Genomic DNA, 15,537 nt, shown 5'->3' with positions numbered 1-15,537 from the left:
TTATACGATTGATTTTGACAGGTGTTTGTTTTTCATCATACCACTGACATTCAGGTTTTCCATAACTATCCTTGATGGCTTGGTTTTCACTATCTCGGCAGTTGCTTTATGCCTGTTGTCAGTTCTGATGTTATCAAGACGTTTGTACAACTTTTTAATGTTTTTTTCAAGTTTTATAATGTTGCCTGTTTTGACGCAACTTCCTCCTTCCTTGTTTTTTTGGTATTTGTTTGATGCCTTGCGCTGCAACCTGCGCAATTTCTTTTCTAATTTTTTAACTCTTTTGGTTTTGTTGATGTTTTTAAAGGTCATTCCGTTTGAGCATACAGCCAAGTTCTTTATCCCTAAATCAATACCTATACTTTCGCCTGTAAGCTCAACAGCCTCTTGCTCTGCCTCAATGCCTACAGACACATACCAGTGTATTCCGTCAAACTTTACCCTTGGGTTTGTATATTTTGCATTTTCCGGTATCCTGTCTTTTTCTGAAAGTCTTACCCAACCAATTTTTTCTAATCTAACCTTGCCATTTTTGAATTTTATTTTTTCGGTATCTTGATAAAATTTTGGCTGGCTTTTCTTCCTGCTTTTAAATTTTGGTTTATCGGCAAGCTTTTTAAAAAACTTATAGTAAGCATCACAGGCATCCTTTATGGCTTGTTTGGTTATGTTGTTGCTGTAATCATTAAGCCACTTGTATTTTTCAGTCTTCTTTAAAAACGTTAATTCTTTTCTCAAGTCTCCGTCTTTAATGAATTTGCCACCGCTTTTATAATTTTCTTCTTGTTTGGCAAGCGTCCAGTTATATGCCCATCTTGCAACTCCTGCACTCTGAAACAATTTTGTTTTTTGCTTGTTGTTGGGTTCAAGCCTGACTTTCAGGGCTATTATCATCTTCCAACAGCTCCTTTATCATTTTTTTGGCTTTATTGGCTCTCCTGCCTTGTAACTTGCAACTAAATACAGTTACAATCCGAACTAAATCTTCAACTAATTCCTGTTCTTCTGTCTTTTCTGTATTATCAATTATTTCAATAGTTGTACCGTATTTACTGCACAGGTTTTCTATCAATTCGTATCCAAATCTTAATAACCTATCTTTATACAAAACAACAATCTTTTCTACCTCAGAAGCAACAATCATATCAATTAATTGATTTAGTCCTTTTTTGTTGTAGTTAATTCCACTTCCTATATCCGTAATAACTTCAAAAGAATACCCTTTCGCTATCATATAAGACTTTATATTTTCAATCTGCCTTTCAAGGTCATCTTTTTGCTTATTACTTGATACCCTGCAATATCCTACAACTTTTCTTTTAGTTATGTTTCCGCCTTTAAAACCCAGATAATTTTGAAGCTGTTGTTGTGAATAATACCTATAACCGCTTTTCCCGGTATGACTTGGCTTTAGTTTTCCTGTTTTATCCCAGTTTCTAAGAGTTTGTTGGGTCACTCCTATTAATTCTGCAAATTCTCCAATTGAATAATATTTCATATAAACACCTCAAAATTATTATACAGCATATTATAATAATTTTACAGTGTTTTGTAAACTTTTATAAAAATTCTTTAACTGTTGTTATCCCCCTAAATTAATACTAAATGCAATTGTGAAAATGCTTATATAGATTGTCATAATACTTCAAAACCCTCAGTTTAAAATATATGCTGCTTATCGAGTATTATTGACAAAATAAATTATATCGATAACTGATATTAAAAATAAATTAATGTAGTTATCCATGAAATTAATCAACTTTAAAATCACAATATTGTGATTTTAAAGTTGATTAATTTGTAACCATAATGATAAATGTCCCTTTATCATTATCAAATATCATTATTGTATTGTCAATACTACAATCTTTTGTTTACTTAAAAAAATTTAAAAAAACTATTGAAATTTATTATGAAATGTTGTAGAATAATTATTGTTCTCTCTATGCGAGAATGGCGGAATTGGCAGACGCGCTAGATTCAGGTTCTAGTGAGTTCACGCTCATGCAGGTTCAAGTCCTGTTTCTCGCACCAGAAAAATCAAGGGTTACATGGGTTTATCCTGTAGCCCTTGATTTGTTTTGAAGCGGTTTACTACCATTGTCAGAAATACAGTTCAAAGTGATTCCAGATTTCTATTTTCTATACCAAAGATTTTATCTTTTGATAAAAGAACGTCTTGATGGGAGCAAGGTTATAACGGTTCGGCAAAATGATTTGTTCGGTACTTCCTACGAACAAGATGCCCTCAGTTTTTAATGCTTGATTGAATTTCATATAAATTTCTGATTTAGCTTCTTCAGTAAAATAAATTAAAACATTTCTACATACGATTAAGTCACAATTGGAAGGGTAAGAGTCTTTTAGCAAGTTATGCTGGGAAAATTCTACACACTTTTTGACTTCGTCTTTAATTTTAAAGAAATCTCCTTCTTTTGTAAAAAATTTCGCAATATTTTCTTTTGGAACCCCTTCCAGGCTCTTAGGGTTATATAATCCTATGTTTGCCTTTGCTAATGCTTCTTTATCAATATCGGTAGCAATGATTTTTATTAATGGTAAAGGAAAAAAATTTGTTAAAACCATTACGAGTGAATAAGGTTCTTCTCCTGTAGAACAGGCTGCACTCCAAATCTTCAGCGTTTTGCTTTTGCTCAACAGCAAAGGGATGATTTCTTTTTGTAAAACTTCCCACTGGCCGGGATTTCTATAAAATTCGGAAACATTGATAGTGAGATAATTAATAAATTCATTGTAGAGAATTTTATTTGTTTTTAGTGCATTTGTATAGTCATTGTAGCTGTCAAAGTTATTTTTCTTCATCAGGGATTCAATTCTTCTCTTCATTTGTTTTTCTTTATATAAAGATAAATTAATTCCGGACATTTTATATATTTCAGTTTTAAAATCCTCGTAATCTTTGATAAACATTTCAATCCCTCTTTACTAAAAAAATATAATATCTTTGCTAAAAAAATGTAATATTATTCTACCACAATATCAAATAAAAAAAAAGCGTGACATATAAAATGCCACGCAAATAATGTAAAGGGGGTCTCAATGTATTTTGTGAGGTCATTAAATATTATTGACAGAATTTAAAAAGATATACGCTGATCTTCGTCTTTCTCTTTTTTGTCAGCAGTATTTTCTTCTGCCGGAATATCCTGAGTGCCTGGCAATTCTCTAATACTCAAGCTAATCTTTTGATTATCCAAATCCATTTCTATAATCTTTGCCTCTACTTCCTGGCCGATTGACAGGACATCTGCAGGTTTACCAATTCTTTTGTTTGCAATTTGAGAAATATGGATTAATCCATCCACTCCGGGAATTAATTCAACAAAAGCACCAAAAGGAACTAATCTTACTACTTTACACTTAACAACGTCACCAAGGTTAAATTTTGATTTTGCTATTACCCACGGGTTGTCTTCAGCTTTTTTAAATCCCAGGGATATTCTCTTTTTTTCTTTATCCAATTCGGAAATATATACTTCGGCAACATCTCCCTCTTTTAATACTTCTGAAGGATGTTTTATCTTACTCCAGGAGAGCTCGGAAATATGAATAAGACCGTCAACACCACCGAGATCAACAAACGCACCAAAGTCAGTCAGCTTTTTGACTACTCCACTGTACCTTTTGCCTACCTCAACATTGTTCCAGAATTCTTCCGCCTTCTTTTCTTTTTCTTCTTCAATAACTGCCCTTACAGATCCAACTGCCCTTTTCTTCTTTTTATTCAGATCTATAATATGAAGGGAAACATTTTGTTTTAAAAATCCGTTTAAGTCGGATACATATCTATCACTGACCTGTGAAGCAGGAACAAATACACGGATGCCATTAACAAGTACAATAATACCGCCATTAACAATTTCAATGACTTTACCTTTAACAGTCGCTTTGTTGTTAAAAGAGGATTCAATCATTTCCCAACCTTTAATTGAATCTAACTTTTTCTTGGATAATAAAACATTTCCTTCTCCATCATCCACTCGTACAACAAATACTTCGATTTCATCTCCAACCTTTACAATATCTTCAGGGCTTACGGAGGGGTCATCCGTCAGTTCGCTGATATGAATGATTCCATCAGACTTAAATCCAAGATCAACATACACCTCATTGTTAGAAACTCCAATTACAGTACCCTTAACTATATCACCTGTATTTAAAGTTATTAGAGATTGTTCGAATGCTTCAGCAAAACTCATTTCAGCATCATTTGTTTTTAAATTTTCTTTTTCTGTCATTTTGTTAATTACCTCCTTTATTATCCACGCCGGTGTAGAAGCACCGGCAGTAATTCCAATTTTTTTATCAGAGAGATTTAAATTTTGAGGAAGTTCCTCAAAGGTTTCTATGTGATAAGTATCTTTACAATATCGGCTGCATATTTCAGCCAATTTTTGTGTATTAGAACTATGCTTGCCTCCGATTACTAACATTATGTCTACCTGTTTTGCAATCTTCTCCGCTTCCGATTGTCTTAAATTTGTAGCACTGCATATCGTATCAAAAATTAGAGCTTCTTGACAATGACTTTTAATATACCGGGTAATATCATCCCATTTTTCTCTGTTAATGGTAGTTTGTGCAACTACACAAGTTTTATCAGTGCATTTTAATTTTTCTTTAACGTCTTCAACGTTATCTACTATGATTGCAGAATTATTGCACCAGCCGTTTATGCCGATTACTTCCGGATGTTCCCGGTTCCCGACGATTATAATCCGGTAACCATCGTTATAGTGTTTCTCTACAATTTTATGTATCTTTCTTACATAGGGACATGTTGCATCTATATATTCTATATTGTTAATTTCAAGCTCGTTGTAAACTTCCTTGGCGATACCGTGGGTCCGTACAACGACTTTTGATTTTTCATCTTTTATGTCTTTAATAGAATCTATAGCATCTACACCTTTAGAATGTAAATCGTCAACTACTTGTTTGTTATGTATAATCGGCCCTAATGTATAAATTTTTGTCTTACATTCCTTAACATTATCGTACACGGTATCAATTGCTCTGCTAACTCCAAAACAAAAACCAGCGGTTTCCGCAATTATAAATTCCAAATTAATTAACCTCCATAAGTTCTTTAATCTGATTCATTATATCATTACTGATTTCCTGTAACTTATTCATTGATAATTTTTGATTATAATATTCTTCTAGCACAATTGGGTTCCCTATATTGATCAATAATTTATGAAATAATTTATACTCACCGGTAACTCCAACAGGTACAACAGGTACTTTCGCTCTGGTCGCAATAAGAGCAACGCCTGGCTTTGCCTGATTGAGATCTCCGGACTTGCTTCTGGTCCCTTCAGGGTACATAGCTAATACTTTACCTTCTTTAAGGATACTTAAAGCATTTTTGATGGCTGAAACATCTCCGGCACCTCTTTTAATCGGAAAAGCTCCTAAAGCCTTAATGATAAAGCCTAAAACCGGTACTTTAAATAACTCTTCTTTTGCCATAAAGACCAGTTGCCTTGGTATGAAAACGCCTATTACAGGAGGGTCCAATGTACTTTTGTGGTTAAAGCATATAATACATGCACCGTGTGTCGGGACATTTTGCAGTCCCCTTATCTCAATTCGAAATATTATTTTTGCTATTATTTGGATTAAATATTTCACAATATTGTAAAACATTATTGTAACCTTTCTTTAATTAATTGCAACACTATATTTAGTGATTCTTCTAATTCATTACCTGTTGTATCTATCACGACTGCATCTTCTGCTATTTTTAAAGGAGCAAAGGCTCTACTGCTGTCATTTTTATCTCTATATTCAATATCCTTTTTAACTTCTTCCAGACTGCAAAAAGAATTTTTTGCTATCATTTCTTCATATCTTCTTTTTGCCCGATCTTCTACTGAAGCAGTTAAAAATATTTTTATGTCTGCATCAGGGAGCACATATGTACCTATATCCCTACCGTCCATAATAACATTGTTTGAAGCTGCAAGCTTTCTCTGAAGTTCCACAAGTTTTATTCTTACTTCAGGAATAGCAGCAACATTAGAAGCACCTATCGAAACCTCAGGTGTTCTTATTTCTTGTGTTACATCCTGTCCATCCAGAAAGACAACTTGTCCATTATTATCGTATTTAATATCTATATCCAGATCATGGAGTATACTGCACACCTTGTCAGTATCTTTGGTATCTATATTGTTTTTTATGGCTTTTAATGCAACAGCTCTATACATCGCTCCTGTATCAATATATATAAATCCCAATTGTTTTGCAACAATTTTTGCGATTGTACTTTTTCCTGCACCTGCCGGCCCGTCTATTGCAATTTTAATGGTTGACATGCTCTTATCTACACCCCTCTATTCAATTAATAAGTATTCTATAAAAAAGTCAAAAATCCTCTTTTTTTTGCAAAAAAACTTGTTAGTTGGTACCAACTAACAAGTTTTAAACGGGTGCATTTAATTTAATATGCCCGTATCAAACTTAATTATTGATTATTTACAAGATCTGGTCTCAATTTTTTTGCATCCCTTAGATAAACATGAATTATTTCATCCAGGTTTTTATCAGTATTTAAGTGTACCATTACTCTTATGCATTTTTGCAAACTACCGGGAACATCTATTTCTGAAGCACACATTAGCGGCACGTTGGTTAATCCTAATTCCCTGGCAGCAACTGATGGAAAAGTGGCATTAATGTCTTTGGTAGTAGTAAAAAAGATACTAATCATGTCATTTATATCAATATTATTTAACATAATCATTTCTTTTAATAGCTGCTTGGTATATAAAATGATTTCTTCTTTGGTATTATTATCTACTGTTACTGCACCTCTTATAGCCCTGACAGTCATACTAAACCCCCCGCTTTCTATACAACTCTATGACCTAATCCAATGGCTATTTCATTCAAATGTAGAAGTCCTATTCCAAAAAATATAGCTACGCTAACATGATCATTATATCGTGCAATTCCAATTTTCCCGCCGACATTCAGTCCAATTGCTTTATTCATAATCTGTGACAGGGCTTCTCGTGTAGCGCCGGCAACGGCCCCTTCTTCCGCATGGGAATCATTAATTACTCCCTCCCGCTTAGCAGATACTACCGCCCTTTCAACCATTTTCATTACCGAGCTGATAAACTCTCCCCCATAGTCAACAGCAGCACTACGTATTCCTAATTTTAAGAGTTCCGCTTGTAAGTTTTTTTCTTCCTGTCTATCGACAGTCAGCGAAAGTTTTATTGCTGCACTGGCTATATCTTTACTTCCGAAATTTTTCATATGTAAACTCCTATATATAATATTTGAATATATTATATAGTAACCATGATGATGGTACAATATTATTTTAAAAAAATTCTCGTTAGTACCTGAATATTGGAATTTACTTCAATTTCTTTGTCTTTACATGGTGTAGAGATATTTTCACTAATACTCACAATTTTAACTTTAAAAGGTGATTTTATTTTTGTGCCATCTATTTCAATCAAACAATTATTTCTTGCTTTTATATTTAGTGTATCAGATTTAAATTCATATGCAGGAGTGCCATTCAATAATACCTTTATATTATTATTTGGTTCCATACCGATTAATTTTAATGATAACTCTCCTTGTTTAAATACATCATGAAGGTTATTTATATTTACTCCCTCGTATTTATCTATATCGGTAAAAAAAGTCCTTGTAGTTTCATTTACAAGACCTATTTGTGCAATTATCAAAATAAAAATACATACTAATGAAAGTAGGGCTAAGAATCTTTCAGTTTTTTTATTAATGATATTCATCGTTCCAATGGCATAAAAAAAACTCCTGATTTTTTTAAACTTCATCTTAATCCCTCCTGTAGGCACAAATTTACCAGAATGATTATTCATAGTATATTATGCACAAAGCAGGGAAAAAATACACAAGATTTACTTATCTAGCAGTAAAGCCCGGCCAGGTAGCCTGTTGAAAATGCTATTTGTAAATTAAATCCGCCTGTATATGCGTCAACATCAATAACTTCTCCTGCAAAATACAATCCTTTAACTTTTTTTGATTCCATGGTTCCAGGGTTAATTTCATCAACGTGTACACCGCCGGAAGTTACAATTGCCTCTTTGATAGGCCTGAACCTGGTGATGTGCAATGTAAGACCTTTTAACAAATTCACCAGATTTCGCCGCTCTTCTTTAGTGATTTGATTAACAGGTTTATCTCCCGGTATAGCAGATAATTTTACGGCTACAGGAATTAACTTTTGTGGGAGCAGTTCATCTAATGAATTTGAATAGTGTTTTCGTGAGTATTTTTCAAAGTCCCTTTGAATTCTTTTATCCAGTTGTTCTTGTGACAGTGCCGGTTTCAGGTCAATGATCAAACGGTATTGCTGCTTTTCAATGTCTTTCATATGTGAACTGGCACTTAATATAACCGGTCCGGACACACCAAAATGAGTAAACAGCATTTCACCAAAATCATTGTACACTTTCTTGTCACTGCTATTTAAGACAGTAATAGAAATGTTCTTTAGTGATAATCCCTGCAGTTCTTTTACCCACTCCTCATTTACTTCAAGAGGTACTAAAGAGGGCTTTAGCGGTGTAACCGTATGTCCAAGCTGTTTCGCAAAATGATAACCGTCTCCGGTAGAACCGGTCCCGGGATAAGACATTCCTCCCGTTGCAATAATTACACTCTCACCCAAGAATTTACGCCCATCTTTGAGCAGTATGCCTATAACTTGTCCATTATCTGTAAGAATTTTTATAACTTCACCATTGATGACATTTACGTTATTTATACGAAGATATTTTTCAAGAGCCTTTACTACATCGCCAGCCTTATCAGACTCCGGAAAAACCCTTCCTCCCCGCTCAATTTTTAGTTTTAATCCTAATTCCTGAAATAAATTCATCAGATCATTATTTGAAAAAGTATAAAAAGCGCTATATAAAAAATTTCCATTCACCGGAACATTCTGAATCAATCCATCGACGTCTGTATTATTCGTTATATTACATCTGCCTTTACCGGTTATAAGTAATTTTTTACCCAGTCTATTGTTCTTTTCAATTAAAGTAACGTCTAACCCTCGACTTCCGGCAGTACCCGCCGCCATCATTCCCGCAGCGCCACCGCCCACTACAATTACCCTTTTATTATTTGACAACAAATTCACTCTCTCAATCCTCCAAATGACTCATATCATTTAATAAGCTTAAAACATTTCTATCCTTACGGATTTCAATAATACTTAAGGAGGTATTACCCAGCCAAAAATGGCGATAAAAAGATAAATCCATGCCCAAAAGGGATAAAATAATAATTTTAAGAGATGCACCGTGGGAAACAATAACTATATTTTCATTTCGATGTCTATTAAGAATTGCCTGAATTCCTTTCATAACACGCTGCTGTACTTTTACAAGACTGCCTTCACCCGGAAATTCTGTAGAATGGGGTGAATTTTTCCAACGGATAAAATCATATTTTTTTAAATTAATAATCTCTTCTTTTGTTAATCCTTCCCATTCGCCAAAATGAATTTCTCTAAGTTCGGGAATTTTATTTACCGTCATATGATGAGGTTGAGCAATATATAATGCTGTTTCATAAGCGCGGCTTAAATCACTGGAATATATAGCGTCAAATTTGTACGGTTTTAATCTATCGGCAAGTTTTTTTGCCTGTTCAATTCCTTCTTCACATAATAATGTGTTTGAGGAACCTTGGAATTTATTCAGTTTATTCCACTCGGTTAAGCCGTGTCTAATCAAGAATAATTTGGACATTTTTCACCTCTAAAAATCTTCATTGTTAACACTTTCGTCAGAGTATTTTTCATATACCTGGTATTCATCCCAAATACGTTCAAGCTGTTCAAAAGTCCTGTATACTTCATTCTTTTTTCTCATACCTAAAGCCACTATAAGAGCGTTTATTACACTTAAGGGAGCTACCAGCGAATCTACAAAAGAAGCCATATCACTCCTTGCAATAATGGTGTGGTCAGCATAGGATGCAAGCGGAGATAGATAGCTATCAGTAATTGCTATGACTTTGCATTTCTGATCTTTTGCATATTGAAGTGCTTTAATGGTACGTCTGGAATACCGCGGGAAACTAATACCTATGACAACGTCGCCCGGTTTGACCCTCAATATTTGTTCAAACATTTCACTTACGCTGGTAGTATGTACTAACCGGACATTATCGAATATCAAATTAAAATAAAACCCTAGAAAACTTGCGAGCGCTGCAGAACTTCTAACTCCTAATATATAAATTTTTTCAGCCTTCAGGATGGTCTCAATTATTTCCTCAAAACCTTGTTTATCAATTTCTTCTAAAGTTAACCTGATTTTATCCATATCTGAATTCAAAACGGTAGTCAGTATATCCTGATCCCCTATTCTGTCTGAGGTGATTTCCATTCTTTGGACCGCAGTTAGTTTAGTTCTGATGAGCTCTTGCAAAGCTTTTTGAAGTTTTGGATAACCGTCATATCCCAGTTCCGTTGCAAATCTTACAACCGTTGATTCACTTACCCCAACTACACTGCCTAACCGGGCTGCCGTCATGAAAGCTGCCTTATCATAATGATTTAGTATATAATTAGCAATTAACTTTTGACCCTTACTAAATTCTGTCATGGAAGATTGAATCCTCGAAATTAAATCCTGCTTTTTTTCCATTCAGTTGTCTACCTCCAAAAAATTATTGTTTGTAGTTCAGATTATGTTTCATATATTGTAACAACCATTTTTTCATTTTTCTGAGCTAAACCAAATATTAAGTTTTTTTGTTTCAGATTTTTATTTAGAAAATCTATTAGCTTATATAATTCATCATTGCATGAAATTTCAAGGGTTGCTTTAAGTTCAAGTTTATTTTCTTCACCCATAAAGTCTGGCCTCCATACTGTTTTTATAATAAGCGAAGTTTAAAATTCAATATTTCCTTAATACAAACTTCGCGAATTTCATCGATAAATGCATTAATTTATTTTTTAACTTTTAATATTGGTTATCGATACTTTTAATATTATTATTTAATATGACAAAAATCAAGTGTTTTTATTACTTTTCATAAGATTGTACCCTTTTTGAAATACTAATATAAGTTATTACTTTTGCAGGCTGTAAAGGAAGTGAGAAATTGATTCAGATCGATGACTCCGGAAGTGGAAGCTTAATAGGCGGCACATGTATAGGGCTATATAATACTGAAACCAAACAATATTATTATGAAATCATACCAATTAAATATTATAATAAAAATAACTTTCCAAGGAAAAAATACCTGGATTATGCAATTGATATTGTAAAACATGGGTTTCAGGTACTATCAGTATCAAAAAACGATACAATTGAAGTGTGCCGGGGATATATGTTTGATAAACTGAGAAATTGGCTTAATGAAAAAAATTACAATTGGAAAAGCACACAGATAACCGGATATTTACAGGATACAATAGAAAAAACCTTTGAAGAGTATGCAATATCCCTTGGTTTTCCAAAACAATACATCAAATATACCAGGTACCCTTTCCATTTTCATAGGATCCTGCGCTGGGTCTATGCCGACTATCATAAGAGATCCAAACTTTGCAAAGTAGGGTGGAAAAGTTGGGAGAAATACGGGAAACTCCCAACGCAAGTTACTTACGAAACCATGCCTGATAAATGTTATAGCTGCCTAAAATGTGGAAAAACCTTAGAACCTTTTACCCAGGTAAAAGTTCTAAGGTATGTCAGTAACAAACCTAATACTATTTATTTACATGTAAATTGCTAATTTTAAAAGATTCAGATTAACCATCATAAGTAAAGCACATCACTAACCATGAAAGTTGTTCGTAGTTAGTGGTTCGTAGTTCGTTAAATTAGCGTTTTTTACCACGAACTAAGAACTACGAACCATTAACTAACCCATCATATCGGATGAGTTTTTTGTTCCATATTTACCATGTCGCCATCAATTTTATATTTTTGAGCTCTTCTAAATTCAAAGAATTTTGTTGCAACTTGCGGGAATAATGCATAGGACAATACGTCTTCATCCTGTTCTATAAATTCTTTAATTTCTGATCTTAATTTTTCCAGTTCAGGTTCGATTAAGTCAGCTGGCCGGCAGGTAACTGGCTGTTCATCACCAATAATCTTCTTTCTGAATTCATCAGCAATTTCAACAGGTGTTTTTCCATATTCACCTTTAACAAGTGCTTTTGACTCTTTAGAAACCATTTTGTATCTTTCACCGGCTATAACATTCAAAACAGCTTGAGTTCCAACAATCTGACTTGTAGGTGTAACAAGTGGAGGGAATCCAAAATCTTCCCTAACTTTTGGTACTTCTTTAAGCACTTCTTCAAATTTATCTTCTTTATTTTGCTGTTTGAGCTGTGAAACAAGGTTGGAAATCATTCCGCCAGGCACCTGATACAATAATGTATTTATATCTACACTCATCACCTTTGGATCTAATAATCCGCTTGCAATGTATTTTTCACGTAAAGGTCTGAAATACTCAGCGATTTCACTTAATAACCCCAAATCCAGGCCTGTGTCGTATTGAGTTCCTTGTAAAGTTGCTACCAATGGTTCTGTTGGTGGCTGAGAAGTACCCAGGGCCAGTGAGGAAATAGCCGTATCAACAACGTCAACTCCTGCTTCAATTGCCTTCAAATAGGTCATAGAAGCTACACCGCTGGTATAATGAGTATGCAATTGAATCGGAATCTTAACCGCAGCTTTCATAGCTTTTACTAAATCATAGGCTACATAAGGAGTTAAAAGTCCGGCCATATCTTTTATACAAATGGAATCAGCACCATTATCTTCTAATTGTTTTGCCATTTTTACAAAGGACTCAATATTGTGTACAGGGCTTATGGTGTAACAAACAGTAGCCTGCACATGTCCACCCTCTTTTTTACAAGCATTGATAGCAGTTTGAAGGTTTCTTATATCATTTAATGCATCGAAAATTCTTAATATATCAATACCGTTGGCGATAGATTTTTGAACAAAATATTCCACTACATCGTCTGCATAATGCTTATATCCGAGAATATTTTGACCTCTGAAAAGCATCTGCAATTTGGTATTTTTTGCTTCTTTTCTAATTTTTCTTAATCTTTCCCATGGGTCTTCATTTAAAAATCTTAAGCAGGCATCAAAAGTTGCTCCGCCCCAGGCCTCAAGCGAATGGTATCCAACTTTATCCAGTTTACTTACAATGGGCAGCATTTCATCAGTCGTCATTCTTGTAGCGATAAGTGACTGATGGGCATCCCTTAACACGGTTTCTGTTATCTTAACCTTAGGCATAATCGTCCTCCTTTTTTAGTTCGAAGTTCGGAGCTTGAAGTTCGGAGATAACACCCCTAATTAATATTTATAAACTCAAGCTCTGAAATTCAAACTAGTTTTATTCTGTGCATTTATAGTTATTCATGCCGCTATGCGGCATATAAAATATTTATTTTGCATACAATGCCAAAAATACGCCTGCTGCAACAGCAGAACCGATAACCCCTGCAACATTCGGGCCCATTGCATGCATCAGCAGGAAGTTTGCAGGATTCTCCTTTTGTCCGACAACCTGTGAAACCCTGGCAGCCATCGGCACTGCTGATACACCGGCAGAACCAATGAGAGGATTCACTTTTCCTCCGGTAACTTTGCACATGATTTTCCCCAAAATTACTCCGCCCGCGGTACTCATCGAGAACGCCAACAGGCCTAACACTATTATTCCCAGTGTTTGTGGCTTTAAAAAGGTTTCTGCGTTTGCAGTGGCTCCTACCGTGGTGCCGAGGAAAATGGTAATGATGTTGATTAACTCATTTTGTGCTGTTTTATTGAGTCTATCCACTACGCCGCATTCTTTAAATAAGTTACCCAGCATTAACATTCCTACAAGTGCTGCCGCATCGGGCAATATGAGTGAAACAACAACTGTTACAACGATTGGAAATACTATCTTTTCGATTTTGCTAACAGGACGTAATTGTTCCATGACAATCATTCGTTCTTTTTTCGTAGTCAACGCTTTCATGATTGGCGGTTGTATGATTGGCACAAGCGCCATGTAGGAATAGGCTGCTACGGCAATTGCTCCAAGCAGATGAGGGGCTAGGGTCTTTGTTACAAAGATAGCTGTCGGGCCGTCGGCACCGCCGATGATTCCGATGGATGAAGCTTCTGCTACGTTGAATCCCAGTAATATTGCACCTATAAATGTAGTAAATATCCCTAGCTGGGCAGCTGCACCTAAAAGCAAGCTCTTAGGATTTGCAATCAACGGACCGAAGTCGGTCATGGCTCCAACACCTAAAAATATCAACGGTGGATAAATTCCCAGTTTAACTCCCAAATAGAGCAGGTCTAACAAGCCGCCCTCATTTGCAATTCTTTGTATATCCAGCTGCTTTCCCTGAAAAAGCTCCATATGGATGAGGCCTGCATTAGGTAAGTTTGCAAGCAGCATACCGAAAGCAATTGGTAAAAGCAGCAGCGGCTCGAATTTTTTGCCAATCGCCAGATATATCAATATTCCCGATATACAGAGCATGATTAAAGTAGGAAGAGTTACTTCATTTAGAGCAGTTTTATCTAAAAATTTTACAATTGCTTGTGAAAACAGATCCAAGTCTTATCCCTCCATTTCAGCAGGTAATATTCCTGTGCTTTAACCAATTGCAACAAGAACATCCCCGCTATTTACTGAAGCCCCCTTAGCAACGTTTACAGCTAAAACTTTTCCAGATTTAGGTGCCATAATTTCATTTTCCATCTTCATTGCTTCAAGGATACATACTACATCGCCTTCTTTTACAGTATCCCCTTCTTTTACATTTACGGCCATAATGGTCCCCGGCATTGGAGCGGTGATGCTGGTGGCAGATGCCGGTACGGCAGCCGGAGCAGCTTTAGGAGCCGGCGCAGCCGGAGCGGGAGCAGCCTTTGGAGCAGTTGCCGGGACAGCTGCAGGCCTGCTGACCGGTGCAGCAACAGGTGCACCATCTCTTATTTCTTCAACTTCTACCTCGTAAGATTTTCCATTTACGTTTATTATAAATTTCCTCATGTTTAACATCCTCCTGACTTATTGAATTTTTTAAAATTTATAGTCTGCTTTCTAATTGTTCTTTTCTGCTTACCGTATTCCATATGGGAGAAGTTTGTTCTATTCTCCTGAAGGATTTAATATTTAGGTTGTAAGTAGATTGATTAAGACTTGACGCTACTGCAGCAGTTAGGACTGCAATTAATTCGTCTTCATCTAACTCATCAAGCTCTTCCGTAGATACAGCTGGTTGCTGTATGACTTCTTGTTTTACTTCCGGCTTTTCCACTGTAACCGGAGCTTTTACCTCTGGCTTGTAAAAGACAATTCTCATACCTTCTAATAGTATCCAGAGGAGAATCAGCACCGAAAACACCGTACCCATACCAATTACAGTGACCGCCAGGCCTTCGTTTAAATGTTCCAACTAAATCACCCCGCTCTGATTTTATTTAACCACCC

Annotated in this window: 17 protein-coding genes, 1 tRNA gene and 1 pseudogene; 2 read left to right on the top strand and 17 right to left on the bottom strand. The window is 35.3% G+C overall.

Annotation, left to right across the window (positions count from 1 at the left end; genetic code table 11):
* Positions 1–6: 6 nt before the first annotated feature.
* Both CIB29_RS03165 and CIB29_RS03160 read right to left on the bottom strand, forming a co-directional pair.
* A pseudogene (locus tag CIB29_RS03165) lies at positions 7–894 on the bottom strand (RNA-guided endonuclease InsQ/TnpB family protein); the annotation flags it as partial.
* The gene (locus CIB29_RS03160; protein ID WP_094546670.1) at positions 866–1,498 is read right to left on the bottom strand and encodes an IS607 family transposase; all 633 of its coding nucleotides are present in this window, start codon (positions 1,496–1,498) and stop codon (positions 866–868) included. The gene CIB29_RS03160 and the pseudogene CIB29_RS03165, both read right to left, overlap by 29 nt.
* A gap of 449 nt (positions 1,499–1,947) precedes the next feature.
* Between CIB29_RS03160 and CIB29_RS03155 the strand changes: the two genes are divergently transcribed.
* Positions 1,948–2,034: transfer RNA gene (locus tag CIB29_RS03155), tRNA-Leu, on the top strand.
* Between the two features lie 108 nt (positions 2,035–2,142).
* On the opposite strand, the gene CIB29_RS03150 is transcribed toward CIB29_RS03155, so the two are convergent.
* The 11 genes from CIB29_RS03150 to CIB29_RS03100 form a co-directional block, all read right to left on the bottom strand.
* Positions 2,143–2,931: a CheR family methyltransferase gene (locus tag CIB29_RS03150; RefSeq protein ID WP_094546668.1), complete on the bottom strand. Its 789-nt coding sequence runs from the start codon at positions 2,929–2,931 to the stop codon at positions 2,143–2,145.
* Between the two features lie 167 nt (positions 2,932–3,098).
* Positions 3,099–5,087, bottom strand: coding sequence for a bifunctional 4-hydroxy-3-methylbut-2-enyl diphosphate reductase/30S ribosomal protein S1 (locus tag CIB29_RS03145; protein ID WP_094546666.1), 1,989 nt, complete (start codon positions 5,085–5,087; stop codon positions 3,099–3,101).
* A 1-nt stretch (position 5,088) separates the two neighbouring features.
* Positions 5,089–5,673, bottom strand: coding sequence for a lysophospholipid acyltransferase family protein (locus CIB29_RS03140; protein ID WP_094546664.1), 585 nt, complete (start codon positions 5,671–5,673; stop codon positions 5,089–5,091).
* Positions 5,673–6,344: a (d)CMP kinase gene (cmk, locus tag CIB29_RS03135; RefSeq protein ID WP_094546662.1), complete on the bottom strand. Its 672-nt coding sequence runs from the start codon at positions 6,342–6,344 to the stop codon at positions 5,673–5,675. Before cmk ends, CIB29_RS03140 begins: the two co-directional genes overlap by 1 nt.
* Before the next feature lie 149 nt (positions 6,345–6,493).
* A complete protein-coding gene (gene aroH, locus CIB29_RS03130) occupies positions 6,494–6,862 on the bottom strand; it encodes a chorismate mutase (RefSeq protein ID WP_094546660.1) in 369 nt (122 codons plus the stop codon).
* Positions 6,863–6,879: 17 nt separating this feature from the next.
* The gene (locus tag CIB29_RS03125; protein ID WP_094546658.1) at positions 6,880–7,293 is read right to left on the bottom strand and encodes a HutP family protein; all 414 of its coding nucleotides are present in this window, start codon (positions 7,291–7,293) and stop codon (positions 6,880–6,882) included.
* Positions 7,294–7,355: 62 nt separating this feature from the next.
* On the bottom strand, positions 7,356–7,847 hold the full coding sequence (locus CIB29_RS03120) for a DUF5359 family protein (RefSeq protein ID WP_094546656.1): 492 nt from the start codon (positions 7,845–7,847) through the stop codon (positions 7,356–7,358).
* 92 nt (positions 7,848–7,939) lie between these two features.
* A complete protein-coding gene (locus tag CIB29_RS03115; protein ID WP_278335818.1) occupies positions 7,940–9,181 on the bottom strand; it encodes a BaiN/RdsA family NAD(P)/FAD-dependent oxidoreductase in 1,242 nt (413 codons plus the stop codon).
* A gap of 4 nt (positions 9,182–9,185) precedes the next feature.
* Positions 9,186–9,794, bottom strand: a complete 609-nt coding sequence (locus CIB29_RS03110) for a histidine phosphatase family protein (protein ID WP_094546654.1) — start codon at positions 9,792–9,794, stop codon at positions 9,186–9,188.
* Between the two features lie 9 nt (positions 9,795–9,803).
* Entirely contained in the window at positions 9,804–10,697 is an 894-nt protein-coding gene (locus CIB29_RS03105) for a MurR/RpiR family transcriptional regulator (protein ID WP_094546651.1), read from the bottom strand.
* Between the two features lie 41 nt (positions 10,698–10,738).
* Positions 10,739–10,906, bottom strand: coding sequence for a YpmA family protein (locus tag CIB29_RS03100; RefSeq protein ID WP_094546649.1), 168 nt, complete (start codon positions 10,904–10,906; stop codon positions 10,739–10,741).
* A 254-nt stretch (positions 10,907–11,160) separates the two neighbouring features.
* Between CIB29_RS03100 and CIB29_RS03095 the strand changes: the two genes are divergently transcribed.
* Entirely contained in the window at positions 11,161–11,799 is a 639-nt protein-coding gene (locus CIB29_RS03095) for a hypothetical protein (protein ID WP_094546647.1), read from the top strand.
* Between the two features lie 137 nt (positions 11,800–11,936).
* Here the strand turns inward: CIB29_RS03095 and CIB29_RS03090 are convergent, their stop codons facing one another.
* The 4 genes from CIB29_RS03090 to CIB29_RS03075 all read right to left on the bottom strand — a co-directional run bounded on the left by CIB29_RS03090 (position 11,937) and on the right by CIB29_RS03075 (position 15,502).
* The gene (locus CIB29_RS03090; protein ID WP_094546645.1) at positions 11,937–13,334 is read right to left on the bottom strand and encodes an oxaloacetate decarboxylase subunit alpha; all 1,398 of its coding nucleotides are present in this window, start codon (positions 13,332–13,334) and stop codon (positions 11,937–11,939) included.
* Positions 13,335–13,485: 151 nt separating this feature from the next.
* Positions 13,486–14,580 (bottom strand): sodium ion-translocating decarboxylase subunit beta, encoded by a 1,095-nt coding sequence (locus CIB29_RS03085; RefSeq protein WP_094546717.1) that lies wholly within the window; start codon positions 14,578–14,580, stop codon positions 13,486–13,488.
* Positions 14,581–14,697: 117 nt separating this feature from the next.
* On the bottom strand, positions 14,698–15,096 hold the full coding sequence (locus tag CIB29_RS03080; RefSeq protein ID WP_094546643.1) for a biotin/lipoyl-containing protein: 399 nt from the start codon (positions 15,094–15,096) through the stop codon (positions 14,698–14,700).
* 37 nt (positions 15,097–15,133) lie between these two features.
* On the bottom strand, positions 15,134–15,502 hold the full coding sequence (locus CIB29_RS03075; RefSeq protein WP_094546641.1) for an OadG family protein: 369 nt from the start codon (positions 15,500–15,502) through the stop codon (positions 15,134–15,136).
* Between the last annotated feature and the right edge of the window lie 35 nt (positions 15,503–15,537).

Origin of the sequence: Petroclostridium xylanilyticum (genome assembly GCF_002252565.1) — a bacterium.
Taxonomy (GTDB): domain Bacteria; phylum Bacillota; class Clostridia; order SK-Y3; family SK-Y3; genus Petroclostridium; species Petroclostridium xylanilyticum.
This window is presented reverse-complemented; position numbering and strand designations above follow the sequence as displayed.